This window comes from Nocardia violaceofusca NBRC 14427, assembly GCF_963869435.1.
Lineage (GTDB): Bacteria > Actinomycetota > Actinomycetes > Mycobacteriales > Mycobacteriaceae > Nocardia > Nocardia aobensis.
Genome location: NZ_CAWMPM010000014.1, coordinates 55,728 through 71,609, shown reverse-complemented (window position 1 = coordinate 71,609; position 15,882 = coordinate 55,728). Strand labels below are relative to the sequence as shown.

At 68.4% G+C, this 15,882-nt stretch carries 16 protein-coding genes and 1 tRNA gene; 8 read left to right on the top strand and 9 right to left on the bottom strand.

Going from position 1 to position 15,882, the window contains the following annotated elements; all coding sequences use genetic code 11:
- Positions 1-58 precede the first annotated feature (58 nt).
- Positions 59-727 (top strand): nucleoside triphosphate pyrophosphohydrolase, encoded by a 669-nt coding sequence (locus AC5592_RS14085; protein ID WP_083871239.1) that lies wholly within the window; start codon positions 59-61, stop codon positions 725-727.
- Between the two features lie 34 nt (positions 728-761).
- Here AC5592_RS14085 and AC5592_RS14080 read toward each other — a convergent pair whose 3' ends face one another.
- The 7 genes from AC5592_RS14080 to AC5592_RS14050 all read right to left on the bottom strand — a co-directional run bounded on the left by AC5592_RS14080 (position 762) and on the right by AC5592_RS14050 (position 7,794).
- Positions 762-1,061, bottom strand: a complete 300-nt coding sequence (locus AC5592_RS14080; protein WP_036505153.1) for an MTH1187 family thiamine-binding protein — start codon at positions 1,059-1,061, stop codon at positions 762-764.
- Positions 1,062-1,066: 5 nt separating this feature from the next.
- Complete coding sequence (locus AC5592_RS14075; protein WP_036505151.1) at positions 1,067-1,543, bottom strand: pyridoxamine 5'-phosphate oxidase family protein; 477 nt, start codon at positions 1,541-1,543, stop codon at positions 1,067-1,069.
- 133 nt (positions 1,544-1,676) lie between these two features.
- Positions 1,677-3,071, bottom strand: coding sequence for an MATE family efflux transporter (locus AC5592_RS14070; protein ID WP_036505149.1), 1,395 nt, complete (start codon positions 3,069-3,071; stop codon positions 1,677-1,679).
- Positions 3,072-3,096: 25 nt separating this feature from the next.
- On the bottom strand, positions 3,097-4,143 hold the full coding sequence (locus tag AC5592_RS14065) for a PLP-dependent cysteine synthase family protein (RefSeq protein WP_036505148.1): 1,047 nt from the start codon (positions 4,141-4,143) through the stop codon (positions 3,097-3,099).
- 34 nt (positions 4,144-4,177) lie between these two features.
- On the bottom strand, positions 4,178-5,554 hold the full coding sequence (locus tag AC5592_RS14060) for a type III PLP-dependent enzyme domain-containing protein (RefSeq protein ID WP_198163833.1): 1,377 nt from the start codon (positions 5,552-5,554) through the stop codon (positions 4,178-4,180).
- A 127-nt stretch (positions 5,555-5,681) separates the two neighbouring features.
- A complete protein-coding gene (locus AC5592_RS14055) occupies positions 5,682-6,671 on the bottom strand; it encodes an ornithine cyclodeaminase family protein (RefSeq protein ID WP_174372333.1) in 990 nt (329 codons plus the stop codon).
- A gap of 25 nt (positions 6,672-6,696) precedes the next feature.
- Positions 6,697-7,794 (bottom strand): TauD/TfdA family dioxygenase, encoded by a 1,098-nt coding sequence (locus tag AC5592_RS14050; protein WP_063064447.1) that lies wholly within the window; start codon positions 7,792-7,794, stop codon positions 6,697-6,699.
- A gap of 225 nt (positions 7,795-8,019) precedes the next feature.
- Between AC5592_RS14050 and AC5592_RS14045 the strand changes: the two genes are divergently transcribed.
- The 7 genes from AC5592_RS14045 to AC5592_RS14015 all read left to right on the top strand — a co-directional run bounded on the left by AC5592_RS14045 (position 8,020) and on the right by AC5592_RS14015 (position 14,396).
- Positions 8,020-8,757 (top strand): lytic transglycosylase domain-containing protein, encoded by a 738-nt coding sequence (locus AC5592_RS14045; protein ID WP_232329349.1) that lies wholly within the window; start codon positions 8,020-8,022, stop codon positions 8,755-8,757.
- A 207-nt stretch (positions 8,758-8,964) separates the two neighbouring features.
- Positions 8,965-10,254, top strand: a complete 1,290-nt coding sequence (eno, locus tag AC5592_RS14040; RefSeq protein ID WP_036505145.1) for a phosphopyruvate hydratase — start codon at positions 8,965-8,967, stop codon at positions 10,252-10,254.
- A 222-nt stretch (positions 10,255-10,476) separates the two neighbouring features.
- Complete coding sequence (locus AC5592_RS14035; protein WP_036505231.1) at positions 10,477-11,124, top strand: FtsB family cell division protein; 648 nt, start codon at positions 10,477-10,479, stop codon at positions 11,122-11,124.
- Positions 11,121-11,714, top strand: coding sequence for a DUF501 domain-containing protein (locus AC5592_RS14030; protein ID WP_083871236.1), 594 nt, complete (start codon positions 11,121-11,123; stop codon positions 11,712-11,714). The genes AC5592_RS14035 and AC5592_RS14030 overlap by 4 nt, the downstream gene beginning before the upstream one ends.
- Positions 11,707-12,654, top strand: coding sequence for a Ppx/GppA phosphatase family protein (locus AC5592_RS14025; protein WP_063064446.1), 948 nt, complete (start codon positions 11,707-11,709; stop codon positions 12,652-12,654). Before AC5592_RS14030 ends, AC5592_RS14025 begins: the two co-directional genes overlap by 8 nt.
- 136 nt (positions 12,655-12,790) lie before the next feature.
- Positions 12,791-14,266 (top strand): peptide MFS transporter, encoded by a 1,476-nt coding sequence (locus tag AC5592_RS14020; RefSeq protein ID WP_063064445.1) that lies wholly within the window; start codon positions 12,791-12,793, stop codon positions 14,264-14,266.
- Positions 14,267-14,322: 56 nt separating this feature from the next.
- Positions 14,323-14,396: transfer RNA gene (locus tag AC5592_RS14015), tRNA-Leu, on the top strand.
- Here the strand turns inward: AC5592_RS14015 and AC5592_RS14010 are convergent.
- Both AC5592_RS14010 and AC5592_RS14005 read right to left on the bottom strand, forming a co-directional pair.
- Positions 14,397-15,662 carry a tyrosine-type recombinase/integrase gene (locus tag AC5592_RS14010; protein WP_084506669.1) on the bottom strand — a complete coding sequence of 422 codons (1,266 nt, stop codon included), beginning with the start codon at positions 15,660-15,662 and terminating at the stop codon, positions 14,397-14,399. It abuts the tRNA gene before it with no gap.
- On the bottom strand, positions 15,662-15,877 hold the full coding sequence (locus AC5592_RS14005; protein WP_084506667.1) for a helix-turn-helix transcriptional regulator: 216 nt from the start codon (positions 15,875-15,877) through the stop codon (positions 15,662-15,664). Before AC5592_RS14005 ends, AC5592_RS14010 begins: the two co-directional genes overlap by 1 nt.
- Positions 15,878-15,882 lie beyond the last annotated feature (5 nt).

The window sequence follows — 15,882 nt, the reverse complement described above, 5'->3', positions numbered from 1 at the left end:
CGACGCCGCGGCTGATTCCGCACGGGTCGCGCACGGCCTGACCGAGGCCGTCGAGGTCATGGACCGGCTGTGGAATTTCGGTGGCTGGGAGGTCACCCAGACCCACGATTCGCTGCGGCCGTATCTGCTGGAGGAGACCTACGAACTCCTCGACGCCATTCAGCACGGCGATGCGGAGACGATCAAGGAGGAACTCGGCGACCTGCTGTTACAGGTGCTGTTCCATTCCCGGATCGCCGAGGCGGCGGGCGAATTCACCGTCGACGAGGTGGCCGCCGCGCTGGTCGCGAAACTGGTGCACCGCAGTCCGCATCTGTCCGATCCGGCGGTGGACGCCGGAGCGGATGTGGCCGCGAAGGTCGCCGCGCAGGAACGAGCCTGGGAGGAACGCAAACTCACCGAGAAGGCGCGCCGCTCCTGCCTGGACGGGATCGCGATGGCGCAACCCGCGCTGGCGCTGGCGGAGAAGATTCGCTCCCGCAGCGCGAAGGCCGGGTTACCCGAGGATCTGGTTCCGGACGAGCTTCGGGTGGTTCACCTGGGCGGACCAGAAAGTGCCGAGGAACGGCTCCGCAAGGCCACGCTCGACTTCGCGGCGCGAATCCGGGCCGCCGAGGACGCGGCCGAGCGGACCCGCGGCGTACGCGGACCGCTGGGTCCCGACGAGTGGCGCGCCCACTGGGAAACCTTCGCCGACTCGTCGGGGGACCGGCAGCGCCGCCCGTGAGATCGCGCCCGGTCGGCTCGCCCGTGCCGGGTCGTCAGGACCCTTCCGCGAGATAGCGTTCGACGGTCTCGACCTTCGACGTCAGGGCGCCGGTGACGCCGGGACGGATATCGGCCTTGATCACCAGGCTGCAGCGCGGCGCGACCGCGAGGACGGCGTCGGAGGCCTGTTTGATGACCCCCATCACCTCGTCCCATTCGCCCTCGAGTGTGGTGAACATGGCGTTGGTTTCGTTCGGCAGCCCGCTGGCGCGGACGATGCGGACGGCTTCGGCGACGGCGCGTCCCACATCGGCGCCGGTGCCGAGCGGGGTGACCGAGAAGGCGGCGATCATGGGCGTCAATTCTTCGCGTCGACCATCTCCTGCAGGGTGGCGACACGCGAGCGGAGGTATTCGAGTTCCGGTTCGTCGAGGACCGTGCGCTGAATGCCCGCTTCGACCTCGAACGCGCCCTGGCGGTGGTCGTCGATCACCTCGACATCGATGGCGACGGCCACGTAGTCCTCCGCGCCGGGCATCGGATCGGCGATGACGCGCGCGCGACCGCGGGCGCACAGTGCCACATTGCCGCCACCGAGGATCAGCAGCGCGACATCGGGACGTTTGCGCAGCCGCGCCAGCGAACCGCGATCGAACTTGAGGCTCAACAGGATTCGCCGATCGTCGGCACGCACCGGCCAGCTCACGGGTATCGCGTGCGGCGACGGATCGGTGGTCACCAGGACGGCGATGGTGTCCAGCGGCCAGGTCGGCAGGACGTCCAGTTCGGGATGCTCGGTCGCGGGCTGTTGACGTTCTCCGGCACCGGCTACCATCTCGTCACCTCACGGTCGGCTCACGCGGCGGCGTCGGCCGCGACTGGCACCCCAGTGTAAACCGTTGTGCCGCTTACATGCTGGGGTGCGAGCCGCCGATGTGAACTCCGCTGGTGGTAGGGATGCGGACGGTTCAGTTGAGGCTGTCGGCCAATTGGCGGGGTTCGGCGGCCCGTCGGTGGTGCAGCAGCGAGAAATAACGCCGCAACATCAGCGCGGCCGTCGCGGCCAGGCCCGCGGTCAGACCCCACCAGACACCGCTCGCCTCCAGTCCCAGCGGGAAGGCGAGCAGCAAGGCGGTCGGCAGACCGACGATCCAATAACCCACCAGCGACAACCGGAAACCGGCCCGGGTGTCCTCGAGCCCCCGCAGCAGCCCGTTGCCGATGTTCTGCGCGGCATCGAAGAACTGCAGGACGACGGCGATCAGCAGCAGGCTGTGCGCGAGCTCGACGGTGGCGCCGTCGCGACCGGCGAGGAACGGACGCAGCACCAGATCGGGCGCCGCGACGTACAGCACGCCGACGACCGCACCCACCACGGCCGCCTGCCGCAACGCCAGCCAGGCCAGGTTCTGGGCGCGGCGGAACTCCTCGCGGGCCGCGGCCCGGCTCACCAGGATCGAGACCCCGTGCGAGAGCCCCACCGCCACCTGGAACACGATGTAGACGAGCTGATAAACCACGTTGTGCGCGGCCAGCGCCGCCGGGCCGAGTGTGCCCATCGCCAGGGCCAGCACCGAGAACATGCCGGCCTCGGAGCCGTAGGTGAGCGCGATCGGCGCGCCGAGCCGTAGCTCCGCGGTGACCGTTCGCCGGCGTACCGGCCACATCCGCACCGGCAGCGTCGGTCCCAGCGCCGCGTCGCGACGCACCATCACCCAGAACACCGCGAAGGTGACGAGGAAGACGACCGAGGACGCCACGCCGACCCCGGTCAGGCCCAGGGCGGGCAGTCCGGCCCAGCCGTGGATCAGTGCCAGCGCGACCACCGCGTTCACGGCCACCGAGCCGAGCGTCACCACCAGCAGCGCCTGTGGCCGTTGCATGCCGACGGTGTATTGCCGTAGCACCTGGAACCACAGGCAGGGCAGCAGACCCGGGGCGAGCGCCACCATCATCGGCCGCGCTTCGGCCAGCACCGTGGCGTCCTGGCCGAGCCATTGCAGCGACCAGCCCAGGCCGACCAGGATCAGACCGCCGAGCACCCCCGCGGCCGTGGCGATGAGGAAGCTCGATCGGACCACATCGCGGATCTCGTGTTCGGGGTCGCGACGCTGCTTCTCGGCCCGGCTCACCACGGTTGCCACCTGATTGCCGCTGGCGGTGATCAATCCGACGCACATGGTGCGGATCTGGTTGAACAGCACCAGCGCCAGCCCGCCGGCCGCCACCTGGTCGACGCCGAGACTGCCCATCAGCGCGATATTGGTGGTGGAGATCGCGACCTGTGCCAGTTGGGTCAGCGCGATGGGCGTCGCGAGCGCCGTCAGCCGGCGCCCGTCGCCGCGGGGTGCGGCGGCGGTCATGCCCGAGCCTCCGTGGCGGCCGGATTCATCGGGCCCCCACCAGATTTCGTGTCTCGGACACCGTCGGGGCTGCGGGTGCGTGGCGCTCCAGCAGGTCGGTGACCGCGTGCTCGGCGGTGCGGTCGAGCAGATCGCGGTCGCTCATCCATTCGTCGTCGAAGACCGTGTCGAGATATTTCTCCCCGCCGTCGCAGACGATGGTGACGATCGTCGAGCCCGGTTCGAATTCCTCGAGTCGCTGCAGCGCCACGTACACCGACCCGCCCGCCGACCCGCCGATCATCAGACCGGAACGCTGCGCGACCGCGCGGGCGGTGGCGAAGGCGTCCACATCCGAGACGGTGACTCCCTCGTCCAGCAGTGAGTAGTCCACGGCCGTACCGACGGTCGCGCCGGGCGGGGTGCCGGTGCCCGACTGCCAGTACGGTCCGCCGGGGCCGCCGAACGCGATCGACCCGACCGGTTCCACGCCGATCACCCGCGCGGGATGGCCCAGGTCGCGCAGCCGCCGCGCCGTGCCGAACAGCGATCCGCCGGTGCCGACCGCGGAGAGCAGGATGTCGACATGACCGAGATCGGCCAGCAACTCCTCCGCGACCGCGTAGTAGCCGACCGGATTGGCCTCGTTGTTGTGCTGTTCGGTGAAGTAGGCGTCCGGCCGCGCGGCCGCCATCGCCTCGGCCAGGTCCTCCCGGGCGGACGTGGCCAGGCTGTCGTCGCCCTCGGCGGCGACGTAGACGAGGTCGGCACCCATGGCTCGCATCGCGCGCAGTTTGTCCTTACAGGCGTGGTGGTCCACGACCGCGGTGAATCGATAGCCGCGTTCGGCCGCGACCACCGCCAGTCCCAGTCCGGTATTCCCGGATGTGGACTCGATAATATGTCCGCCATCTCTCAGCAAACCTCGGCGTTCGGCGTCGAGCACCATTTCGCGGGCCATCCGGATCTTCGCCGCGCCGGTCGGATTGAACTGTTCGAGTTTGAGTAGTAGCCGGGTGCCGCCCTCGGTGACGGCCAGCTCGAACAGGGGAGTGTTTCCGATCAGGTCCGTCACGCGCGTGACGATCGGCATGCGAGTCTCCTCGAGAGTGTGATGGGAAGGGGAGTCAGCGTTCGAGCGTCCAGCGCAGCCGCGGTGGCCGCGCCGGATCCGCGTCCGGGCTGCTCGACAGCAGCACCTTCGGCGGGAGGGGGAGATCGTGGAACGACGATTCGTTCGAATCCATCTGATATCCGGCGGTATTCGGATAGACGAGCAGATCGCCGACGACCGCCGGACGCGGCAGTGGAATGCGCCGCCAGCTCAGCATGTCCGATTCCAGGCAGGTCGCCGCGCCGACACAGGCCGGGGTCATCGCACCCGGCCGCGACGGCCACAGCAGCGGATCGGGCAGGTATTCACTGTCGAACCACTGCTCGGACAGGCTCAGGCTGGTGCCGTCGACGGTGAGCAGCTGGTAGGGAAGTGACTGTGCCGTGCGAGTTTTCACGCCTTGCACGCGGAACACCGTGCTTCCGACGCGGTCCAGCAGCGCGCGCCCGGGTTCGATCGCGAGCCGGATAGCCTGGGCGCGTAGGACTTTCGCCAGGTCGTCGTGGTCGAGGACGGCGGCCAGCGCGGCCGGTCCGGCGGGACGCTGGTGGTAGGGATAGTACGAATCGAAGGTCTTGTCCGCGTGGAACCAGTGCGGATCGTGGCCCTCGGTGAAGGCGCGCCAGGCGGTATCCGGCAGATAGTCCACGCCGAATCCGCCGCCGATGGAGAGGGTGGTGACCGGATGTCCGAGGGCGCGGGCGTGCAGGCACCGGTCGACCAGCGCCGCCGCGAGTTCCGAGCGGGCGATCGGGTCGTAGCCGGACAGGTGGAAGCTGAAGCCCTCCACCTTGATCGGCGCCGGATCGGTGCGGTGCAGGACCGTGTCGAGCTCGATGTCGGTCATGCCGAATCGGCTGGTCGATTCCGGCGGGAGTACCCGCAGCAGCACGCGGGCGGTGGCGCCGAGGCCTGCGAGCCGGTCGAGTTCGCCCGGTTCGTCGATGGCGATCAGGGCGCCGTGCCGGGTGGCCAGCCACAGCAGTTCATCGGATTTGGCCGGACCGGTCACCACCAGATCGTGGCCCCGGATACCGTGCGCCAGAGCCGAACTCAGCTCGCCGACGCTGGCGACATCGGCGCCGGCGCCGTGTTCGGCGCAGACCTGCACCACGGCTGCGGACTTGTTGGCCTTCTTGCCGTAGTAGATCGCGCCGTCGACGCCGTGGCGGCGGAACTGGTCACGGAAGCCGTCGATATTCACGCCCACTCGCTCCGGGTACAGCAGGTGGAACGGGCCGCCGACCGCGTAGGCGATGTCGTCGAGCAGATGGGCGTCGGCGAGCAGGCGGCGCTCCCATTCGTCCCGGTGTGCCGGGAGGGGAGGCGCAGTGATCGAGGCGGAATTCGGCGCATCGTCGGGCGCTCGCGTAGTCCGGCTCGCGGTCACAGCGTCGTCTCCGACCGGCCCGCACGCGGTGCCACGCGCCGGCCCGCGCTCGGTGTCGCGGGCGGCCGGATCGTCGTCCGGTTCGCGGTAGGCCGGGAGCGCGCGGCGCCGGGGAAGTGCGCCCCGGTCAGTCCCACAGCGGCACCTCCGTGCCCCGGCCCTCGGCGATAGCGCGTTCGGCCAGCGCGTGCGCGACGGCGATATCGGTGAGGACCAGGCCGCTGTTGTAGACGAACAGCCGTTCCTCGGCGCTGGTGCGCGCGGTCGCGCGGCGGCCCAGAATCGCCGGCAGTTCGGCGTCGACCGAGCGCAGCCGCCCGTCCGGTCCCGCCATATCGGTGCCGGTCAGCGCCATCTGCTCGGCGCTGGTCGCGACCACGCGATCGGCGCCGGTGAGCGTCGAGGGGGCCAGTCCGTAACCGACCAGCACCGCCACCGAACCCGGTGCCAGATCATCGGATTCGAGGGCGACCTGTGTGCCGGGTCCGGCGGTCGCGAGCACCACATCGGCCGTCGCCGCCGCGGCCCGCGGATCGTCGACCACGTCCAGATCCAGGTGCGGAGCGTGCGCGCGCAAGTGAGTGCCCACCGCTTCCAGGCCCTCGGGATGGGTGCCGTACACCATCAGCCGGTTCAATTGCGGATTCGCGGCGAGCAAGTGCGGCAACGCGTTTCGGCCCTGGGTACCGGTGCCGATCAGCAGCACGCTGCGCGCGCCCGGCCGCACCGTCTCACGCACCAGCAGCGCCGACACCGCCGGCGTGCGCAGTGCACCCACCCGCGCGCAGTCCATCATCGCGATCGGGGTGCCCGTGGCGTCGTCGTAGAGGGTGATGGTGGTGTAGTAGCGCTTGGTGCTGCGGTCGTGGCTCGGATCGAATTTGTACGAGGTCTTCATCGCCACCACCCGGCGGCGCCCGTCGCGCCCCAGCATCGCGTACGCCACCGACCAGCCGTCCGGATGCGCCACACTGAGCTTGCGGGGGTTGTCCGAATCCCCCTGCGCCAGGGCCAGATAGGCGTCCTCGACGGCGCGCACCACCTCGTTGGGGGCGATCGGGACATCGGCGAGATCGCTGCGGCTGAGTACGCGCAACGGGGTGGGGCGGCTGCTCACTGCGTTCCTCGGTTCACTGGTAGGTTCATCGGTGCGAAATCATCGGTGCCACAACGAGATCTGGGGCGAACGGTCGCACCGTCCGCTGCCCGTATCCGCTTTCGCCGGTTTCGGCCGGTGCGCGGCGGCGTGCCAGCCGGATGTTGACCCGTTTGAGCCAGCGGTCGGTCCCGTCGTAACGGGGCGTGAACGGAACCCGGCCGTGCACGACGACATCATTGTCCATCAGCAGCAACTCGCCGGGCTCCAACACCGCACGGTGACAGACTCGTTCCAATTCCGCACCCAGATGGGCGTAGGCGCAACGGTATTCGGGGGCGGCCTCGTCGAGCGGGGTGTAGGCGGGGTCGTAGCGCAGGGTCGGCCCACCGTCACCGGCGGCGACGGTGGCCACGGGAGCGGGGCGATGCCCGCTGAAATCCTCGCCGTAGGAGATGTCGGGCAGGATCGGCACCGTCGGTTCGGCGAGCAACCGCCGCGCGTCCGCGTCCAGGTTCACCCTGCGGACCGAGGACACCGTGGTGCCCACCCGATCGGGATTGCGCAGACAGCCGAGCAGCAGCAGATGCGCGCGTTCGGGATGGAAGGCGTCCTCGGTGTGCGGGCTCAGCAGGGTGGTGCTGCTGGCGCCGGACTGTTCGTGTTCGTGGCCGGGCGTGGGCAGGATGTTGTTGACCAGCCGCCCGCCCTGCTGGCCATGCCAGCCGAACGGTTCGCCGGCGCAGCGGGCGAGCAGTAACAGGGCGATATCCAGGCGAAACGATGCCGGACACGCCGGTTCGGCGGCATGGGTCCAGTCGGGCGGCGTCGGGCCGAGTTCGTCGTCGCGCACCGGCAGGCGGCCGATGATCGTCGCGCCGGCGGCGGTGTCGGGCGGTCGCAACGCGGTCCGCACCGCCGCCGGAAGGTCGGCGGCATAGGCGTCGACGAGCCGGATCAGGGCCGGATCGTAGAGGGTGCGCCGGACCGGTTCGGAACCGCCGGGTGTGCGGTCGAGTGTGATCGCGATCTCTTCGGCCGAACAGAACACGGCCGCCGCGGCCTCGGGCGGAAGCGTACGGCGGTCGATCGGTTCGGTTTCTTCGTGCTGGGGTGTCTTACGTTCGCGGAGAACGTTTTTCACCAGGAGTTCCCTTCCTCGCAATGGGGATGAAGCAGGTGGTGAAGACTCGGACTGCGAAGTTAGTCGCTCCGTTGATCTTAAGCAAGGCTTACCTAAAGTGCGCCATTGGACATAGCGTTTCGGTATCGAACGGTTGCCGGGAAAGGTAGCTGATCGTATGCGGAGTCGGATGGAGCGCACCGTCACGATGCGTGCCATCCGCGCGCGAATCTGGATGATGGAGAGGTGCGTTCGACCATCCCCGGATTCCGGCCCCTCGCGTTCGCCGCTGCCGCGGCGGTCGCACTGCTGTCCGGATGTGCGGGAACCGATAACCTGCCCCCGATTCCGGACGGTTTCCCGCCCGGCGCGGGCAGCCCGGTTCCGCTGATCGACCTCGATGCGCCCGGCCGTAGTGCCGAACAGTTGCGTGGCTGGGCGGAAGGGCAGTCGGACGCGCTCGGCATCCCCACGGTCGCGCTCGAGGCCTACGGATACGCCGCCGAGGTCATGGACCGATCGCGTCCCGACTGCGGCATCGGCTGGACCACGATCGCGGGGATCGCGCGGGTGGAGAGCAAGCACGGCCGCCACGGCGGTTCCGACCTGGATGCCGACGGTGAGGTCCGCCCGCCCATCCGCGGCATCCCCTTGGACGGATCACCCGGTGTCGCAAGGATTCTCGACGACGCGGCCACCGCCCGCGCCGGCGCTCCGGTCTACGTGCGCGCCGAGGGGCCGTTCCAATTCCTGCCCGAAACCTGGCAGCACTGGGGTGTGGATGCCAACGGGGACGGCCGCGCGGATCCGGACAGCATCGACGACGCCTCGCTGACCGCCGCGCGCTACCTGTGCGCCAGCGGGGGCGATCTGCGCACCCCCGAGGGGTGGCAGAAGGCGGTGCTGACCTACAACCAGTCCACCACCTATATGGCGACGGTGCGGACTAAGGCGGCGGCGTACAGCGTCGGCCGCCGCGCCTGAGACCCACCCCGCTGCCACGCACATGCTTCGGCGCCGCCGCAATTCGTTGCGCGCGCGAACGACCGCGACCGCGCGCCCACCTGTGTCGTGCGATCCGGACCGCACCCATTAGGCTCGCAGACGCACGGGCCCGCCGTGCGACCTGCTCATGGACGGCGGTGGGCAGGGCCCTGAATTGATCGCCAGCAGCCGAAGGAGTGTCGTTTCGTGGCCATCATCGAACAGGTCGGAGCTCGCGAGATCCTGGATTCGCGCGGTAACCCCACCGTCGAGGTCGAGATCGCTCTCGACGACGGCACACTGACCCGCGCGGCGGTGCCGTCCGGCGCCTCCACCGGCGAGCACGAGGCCGTGGAGCTGCGCGACGGCGGCGACCGCTACGGCGGCAAGGGTGTCCGCAAAGCTGTCGAGGGCGTGCTGGACGAGATCGCACCGGCCGTGATCGGCCTGGACGCGGTCGAGCAGCGCACCGTCGACCAGGTGCTGCTGGATCTGGACGGCACCCCGGACAAGTCCCGCCTCGGCGCCAACGCGCTGCTGGGTGTGTCGCTGGCGGTGGCCCGCTCGGCTGCCGAGTCCTCGGGGTTGGAGCTGTTCCGCTACCTGGGCGGCCCGAACGCGCATGTGCTGCCGGTGCCGATGATGAACATCCTCAACGGTGGCGCCCACGCCGACACCAGTGTCGACGTGCAGGAATTCATGATCGCCCCGATCGGCGCGCCGACCTTCCGCGAGGCGCTGCGCTGGGGTGCGGAGGTCTACCACGCCCTCAAGGCCGAGCTGAAGACCAAGGGCCTGTCCACCGGTCTCGGTGACGAGGGCGGTTTCGCCCCGGATCTGGCCGGCGGCACCCGCGAGGCGCTGGACCTGATCGCGTCGGCGATCGGCAAGGCCGGCTACAACCTGGGCAGCGATGTCGCGCTGGCTCTCGACGTCGCCGCGACCGAGTTCTACACCGCCGGAACGGGCTACAAGTTCGAGGGTGCCGAGCGCACCGCCGAGCAGATGGCCGAGTTCTACAACGACCTGCTGGGCGCGTACCCGCTGGTCTCGATCGAGGACCCGCTGTCGGAGGACGACTGGGACGGCTGGGTCGCGCTGACCGATCTGATCGGTGACAAGATCCAGCTGGTCGGCGACGACCTGTTCGTCACCAACCCGGAGCGGCTCGAGGACGGCATCGCCAAGGGCGCCGCCAACGCGCTGCTGGTGAAGGTCAACCAGATCGGCACCCTCACCGAGACACTGGACGCGGTCGAACTGGCCCACCGCAACGGCTACAAGACCATGATGAGCCACCGCTCGGGCGAGACCGAGGACACCACCATCGCCGATCTGGCGGTCGCGGTCGGCAGCGGTCAGATCAAGACCGGCGCCCCCGCCCGCAGCGAACGCGTCGCCAAGTACAACCAGCTGCTGCGCATCGAGGACGCGCTCGGCGATTCGGCTCGCTACGCCGGTGACGTCGCATTCCCCCGGTTCGTCTTCGAGGGGTAGTAGCCTCGACAACGGGTGTGGTGTGCGGGGCCGGTCGATACCGCGGCCGGTCACCGCGCGAAGCCGTTGCGCGGTGTGGTCGAATCGCAGCGCCGCTACGGCACGGATTCGCAGCACCGCTGCGGCACGGATTCGCAGCACCGCTGCGGCACAGATTCGCAGCACCGCTGCGGCACAGATTCGCAGCACCGCTGCGGAGGCAGGCGATTTCGAGGTGTGGGGATGACGGAGCGACGGGCGCGCGGCACCAGTCCGGCAGGACGCGGTGACCGCCGCTCGACGCGGTCGCCCAGACCCGAGCGGGCCGCGAACGGCTCCGCGCGCACGTCCGCCGGCAAACGGGCCGCGCAACGTCGTCCGGCCGGCACGAGATCCGAACCGCGCACCACACGCGCGAAGTCGAAGAAGTCCGAGGATCGCCACGATCACCGGATTCTGGGCTTGTCCACCGGGCGCGCGGTCATCCTGGCCGCGGTGTTGTGCGCGCTCGCGTTGACGCTCGCCGTGCCGATGCGCACCTATTTCAGTCAGCGTTCGGAATCGGTGCAATTGGCCGAACAGCGCCGCGATCTGGAAAACGATCTGACGCGGTTGCGCGACCGCCGCGCCCAACAGGAAGATCCCGCCTACATCCGCTCCGAGGCACGCGACCGGCTGCGGCTGGTGATGCCCGGCGACACCGCCTATATCGTGCAGGTGCCCGGTATCGAGCAGCCCGCGGTGCCGGTGCCGACGAGTCAGGCCCGCCGTCCCGATCCTTGGTACACCCAGCTGTGGCGCAGTATGTCCGAGCCGCAGTCCACCACCGAGGCGCCGCCACCGCCGCCACCCCCGCCGCCGCCACCCCCGCCCGAAGGAGAACACCGTTGACCGACCCCGCTACGCCCGAGCCCTCGTCCGGCGAGGCGCGTGCCGAGCGGGGTGCGCCCGCCGCGGCGGATCTCGAGATCGTGGCCCGTCAACTCGGCCGGGAGCCGCGCGGAGTGCTCGCGATCGCCTATCGCACACCCGACGGTCAACCGGCGGTCGTGAAGACCGCGCCGCGGCTGCCCGACGGCACGCCGTTCCCCACGCTCTACTACCTCACCGATCCGCGCTTGACCGCCGAGGCGAGCCGGCAGGAAGCCGCCGGACTGATGCGTGGCATGACCGAGCGCTTGGCCGCCGACCCGGCACTGGCCGCCGCCTACCGCGCCGCGCACGAGAGCTACCTGTCCGAGCGCGACGAAATCGAGTCGCTGGGAACGGATTTCAGCGGTGGCGGGATGCCGGAGCGGGTCAAATGCCTGCACGTGCTGATCGCGCATTCGCTGGCCAAGGGGCCGGGGCTGAACCCGCTCGGTGACGAGGCCGTCGCGCTGGCGGCCGATACCGGACTGCGCGGCACCGCGATTCCGCAGGACTGGCCGAAATACGAGCAGTACCAACCGAATGCCGACGCGGGAGCCAGTGATGAGTGATCGGGTCGCCGCCGTCGACTGCGGCACCAATTCCATCCGGCTCCTGATCGCCGACGTCGGCGCGGACGGCCACCTCACCGACGTGCACCGTGAGATGCGGATCGTGCGGCTCGGCAAGGGCGTGGACGCCACGGGGGAACTGAATCCGGAGGCGATCGAACGCACTCGCGTCGCCCTGCACGATTATGTCGACCGCATGATCGACGCCGGGGTGAGCCGGGTGCGCATGGTCGCCACCAGCGCCACCCGCGACGCACGCAATCGCGACGACTTCTTCACCATGACCGGGTTGGAACTGGGCCGCGTCGTGCCCGGCGCCCAGGCCGAGGTGATCACCGGCGACGAGGAGGCGCGGCTCTCGTTCGCGGGCGCGGTCGGCGAATTGTCCAGTGCCGAAGGGCCGTTCGTGGTCGTCGACCTCGGTGGCGGATCCACCGAGGTGGTGCTCGGGGACAGCTCCGGTGTGCAGGAGGCCTACTCGGCCGATATCGGCTGTGTGCGGATCACCGAACGCTGCCTGCACGGCAATCCGCCGACCGGCGAGGAGGTCGCGTCCGCGCGGTTCTTCGCCTCGCAGCAGCTGGCCCAGGCCTTCGGCGTGGTTCCGGTCGAGCGCGCCCGAACCTGGGTCGGCGTGGCCGGCACCATGACCACGATCGCCGCCGTCGCGCTGGACCTGCCCGAATACGATTCGGATCGGGTGCATCTGACCCGGCTCACATTCGATCAGCTCCGCGAGGTCTGCCACCGCCTGATCGGGATGAACCACGACGAACGCGCCGCCCTCGGTCCCATGCATCCGGGCCGGGTCGACGTGATCGGCGGCGGTGCGGTGATCACCGAGGTGCTGGCCGACGAACTGGCACGCCGGGCGGGGATCGCGGAGTTGATCGTGAGCGAGCACGACATTCTCGACGGTATCGCGCTGTCGATCGCCTGAGGGGCGGCCGCGCAGCGCTACCACACTGGTCCGGTCCTCAGGCGCGCTCGGAACCGTCTGACGGTGCCGCCCCGACACCCCGCGTGATCGGCGATTCCCCCGAGCGGCGTACCTCGTTGCTGGACAATTGCGTCTCATGAGCAGGGTGGAACCCGTCCCGGGAGAGCAGGCGTCGCCGGAGACGCGCACGATATTCGGCCATCCCATCGGGCTGGTCAACTTGTTCGGAGTGGAGCTGTGGGAACGGTTTTCGTTCTACGGCATGCTCACCATCCTCGGGTACTACCTGTACTACTCGGTGACCGACGGCGGGCTGGGGCTGGAGAAATCCACCGCGACGGGCATCGTCGGCGCCTACGGCGGGCTGGTGTATCTGTCGACCGTGCTCGGCGGCTGGCTGGCCGACCGGGTGCTCGGGATGGAGCGGACCGTCTTCTACGGCGGCGTCGTGGTGATGGCCGGACATATCGCGCTGGCGGTGCTGCCCGGACTGACCGGTGTCGGCGTGGGTCTGGTGCTCGTCGCGCTCGGCTCCGGCGCGTTGAAGGCCAATGCGTCCTCACTGCTGGGCACGCTCTACGAGAAGGGTGACCCGCGGGCCGACGGCGGTTTCACGCTGTTCTATCTCGGTGTGAATCTGGGCGCGTTCGTCGGTCCGCTGATCACCGGGCTGCTGCAGACCCACCTCGGATTCCACTACGGATTCGGGGCGGCGGCGGTCGGCATGGCGCTCGGACTCACGCAGTACGTGATCTTCCGGCGCAATCTGGGTACCCACGGGCGGGAAGTGCCGAACCCGTTGCCGCGCAGCCAGATCGGGAAGGTGATCGCCTTCTTGCTGGTCGTCGCGGTGGTGGTCGCCCTCGCGATGTGGACCGGGCTGGTCCGGTTGTCGAATTTGTCGTGGGTAACCACCGGCGTGATCGCGGCGGTATCGATACTCTATTTCGGATTGATGTTGACCAGTCCGAAAGTGGTTGCGGTGGAACGAGTCCGAGTGCGGGCCTTCATACCGTTGTTCATCGCCAACGCCGTGTTCTGGTCGCTGTTCCAGCAGATCTTCACGGTGCTGGCCGTCTACTCCGACGAACGGATGAACTGGACGCTGTTCGGCTGGACCGCGCCGGCGAGCTGGATCGGCTCGGAGGAACCGATCTGGGTCATCGTGCTGTCGCCCTTGTTCGCGCTCATGTGGACCCGCCTGGGCACCCGAGCCCCGACCACCCCCCGAAAGTTCGCCTACGGCGTGATGGGGATGGGCGCATCGTTCCTCCTGTTCGTCCCCCTGGCCGGCTTCGACGACGCAACCGTTCCCGCGCTGCTCGTCTTCGTCATCCTGGCCGGCTTCGCCATCTCCGAACTCCTGCTGTCCCCGATCGGCCTCGCGGTTACCACTCAGCTCGCCCCCGAGGCCTTCCGAGCCCAGATGATGGCGCTTTACTTCTTCTCCGTCGGCATCGGCACCTCGATGTCCGGCGTCCTGTCCGAGTTCTACGACACCAGCCACGAAGTCGCCTACTTCGGCATCACCGGCCTGGTCGCGATCGCAGTGGGAATCATCGTTTACTTCCTAGCCCCGCAGGTCAGCCGCCTGATGGAAGGCGTGCACTGAGCAAATCCCCGGACAATTCCGAGACGGACGTACGACTTAGGTACGCTATCCCAGCCGCCCCCGTAGCCCAATTGGCAGAGGCAGCGGACTTAAAATCCGCACAGTGTCGGTTCGAGTCCGACCGGGGGCACTACGAAGCCGCAGGTAGCCCACGGTTCTCGTCTGTGCCCGGGTCGTTTTCGTTGTTGTCCGTCCGCAGTTCGTCCGCAGCTGCTGTCGCTCCGCGGTTCATCGCGTCGGCCACGGGGTCGAGGTCGTCATCGAACAGATGCCCGTAGAGGTCCAGGGTCAGGGTGGCCGTTTTGTGGCCGAGCATCCGCTGTACGACCTTGATATTGGCCCCTGCGCTGATCGCCAGCGAGGCAGCCGTATGACGCAAGCCATGAGGCACGAGGCCGGCCAAACCCACCGTCTGGGTCGCCCGATCGAAGGCCCACCGAAATTCACCCAGAGGCAGAATGCCACCGTCTCGGCTCTCGAACACCAGCGCATCGGGATCGCGCTCACCGACAAGGTCGGTCAGCTCGGCGACGAGGAACGAGGGGAGCGGAACGGTACGCGTGGTGTGGTTCTTGGTGGTCGTCTCGACAATCCCGAGCCCTGCCACGTGAGTTGCCGAACGAGAAACGGTGATCCGGCGGCGGTCCAAATCCACGCTGGCGACGCGCAATGCCACCGCTTCACCGAACCGAATCCCGGTGTAGCCCAGCACGAAAACTAGCGGCCGAAACCGTTCGATTGCCACCGCCAGCTCCAAGACCTGCCGATGAGACAGATACCGTCTCTCGGCCGGCGACTTGCTCGGAAGGTCGATCTCTTCCGCTGGATTCACAGCGAGCCGCTTGGCCTTGATGGCGAACCGAAGTACTTGATCAACCACCTGATACGCCTGGATCACGCGGGAGGCGGACAATCCTTTGCCCTTGAACCGGTGTCCACCGGATTCGCTGAGTTCGATCACCCACGTCTGGATGTCCTCGAACTCGACATCACGCAGCGGCACTTCACCCCATCGGGGCAGTACCAACGTGTCCAGTAGCGAACGATAGCCCGCGACCGTCTTGGGCTTGCGCAATTTTTTGGTGGTGAACCACTTTTCGGCCACCACTTTGAACAGGACGCCACTCCGGTCAGGATCAACCCAACTTCCAGTCACGACCTTCGTGGTGACGTCGCTGTCGAGGTAGCGCTGAGCTTCAACCTTCGACGCGAAAGACCGAGCCCGCTCCACACCGTTGGGATCGACGTAGCGCGCACGCCACCGCTTACCCTTGCCGTATCGCTCCGTGGACTTCTCGCGCCGTTTCGAGGATTTTCCCGTAACGGGATCGACCTCCACCACAGTCACATACCAGCGATCCTCGATACCCGATCGCTGGTTACGCTTCGCTGCCATCAGGCCACCTCCCCGCCACGGGCGGTCAGACGCTCCTGTTCAGCGATCCACGCCAGCACGGTCGACTTCTTCCAAACCCGCCGCCGCGGACCCATTTTGAAGCTCTCCGGGCCGTAACCGACGTGTGCCCACCACCGCCAGGTCGCTTCGGGAATCCCGGTCAACGCCTCGCACTGCTTGGCGCGTAGGTACATCTCTTGCTCGCTGGTATCCATCGCCA

What these genes read in the sequence shown, in the direction of transcription:
- AC5592_RS14085 (WP_083871239.1), top strand. Translation starts at nt 59, where the DNA reads ATGGACCGGCTGTGGAATTTCGGTGGCTGGGAGGTCACCCAGACCCAC.
- AC5592_RS14080 (WP_036505153.1), bottom strand. Translation starts at nt 1,061, where the DNA reads ATGATCGCCGCCTTCTCGGTCACCCCGCTCGGCACCGGCGCCGATGTG.
- AC5592_RS14075 (WP_036505151.1), bottom strand. Translation starts at nt 1,543, where the DNA reads ATGGTAGCCGGTGCCGGAGAACGTCAACAGCCCGCGACCGAGCATCCC.
- AC5592_RS14070 (WP_036505149.1), bottom strand. Translation starts at nt 3,071, where the DNA reads ATGACCGCCGCCGCACCCCGCGGCGACGGGCGCCGGCTGACGGCGCTC.
- AC5592_RS14065 (WP_036505148.1), bottom strand. Translation starts at nt 4,143, where the DNA reads ATGCCGATCGTCACGCGCGTGACGGACCTGATCGGAAACACTCCCCTG.
- AC5592_RS14035 (WP_036505231.1), top strand. Translation starts at nt 10,477, where the DNA reads ATGACGGAGCGACGGGCGCGCGGCACCAGTCCGGCAGGACGCGGTGAC.
- AC5592_RS14025 (WP_063064446.1), top strand. Translation starts at nt 11,707, where the DNA reads ATGAGTGATCGGGTCGCCGCCGTCGACTGCGGCACCAATTCCATCCGG.
- AC5592_RS14020 (WP_063064445.1), top strand. Translation starts at nt 12,791, where the DNA reads ATGAGCAGGGTGGAACCCGTCCCGGGAGAGCAGGCGTCGCCGGAGACG.
- AC5592_RS14010 (WP_084506669.1), bottom strand. Translation starts at nt 15,662, where the DNA reads ATGGCAGCGAAGCGTAACCAGCGATCGGGTATCGAGGATCGCTGGTAT.
- AC5592_RS14005 (WP_084506667.1), bottom strand. Translation starts at nt 15,877, where the DNA reads ATGGATACCAGCGAGCAAGAGATGTACCTACGCGCCAAGCAGTGCGAG.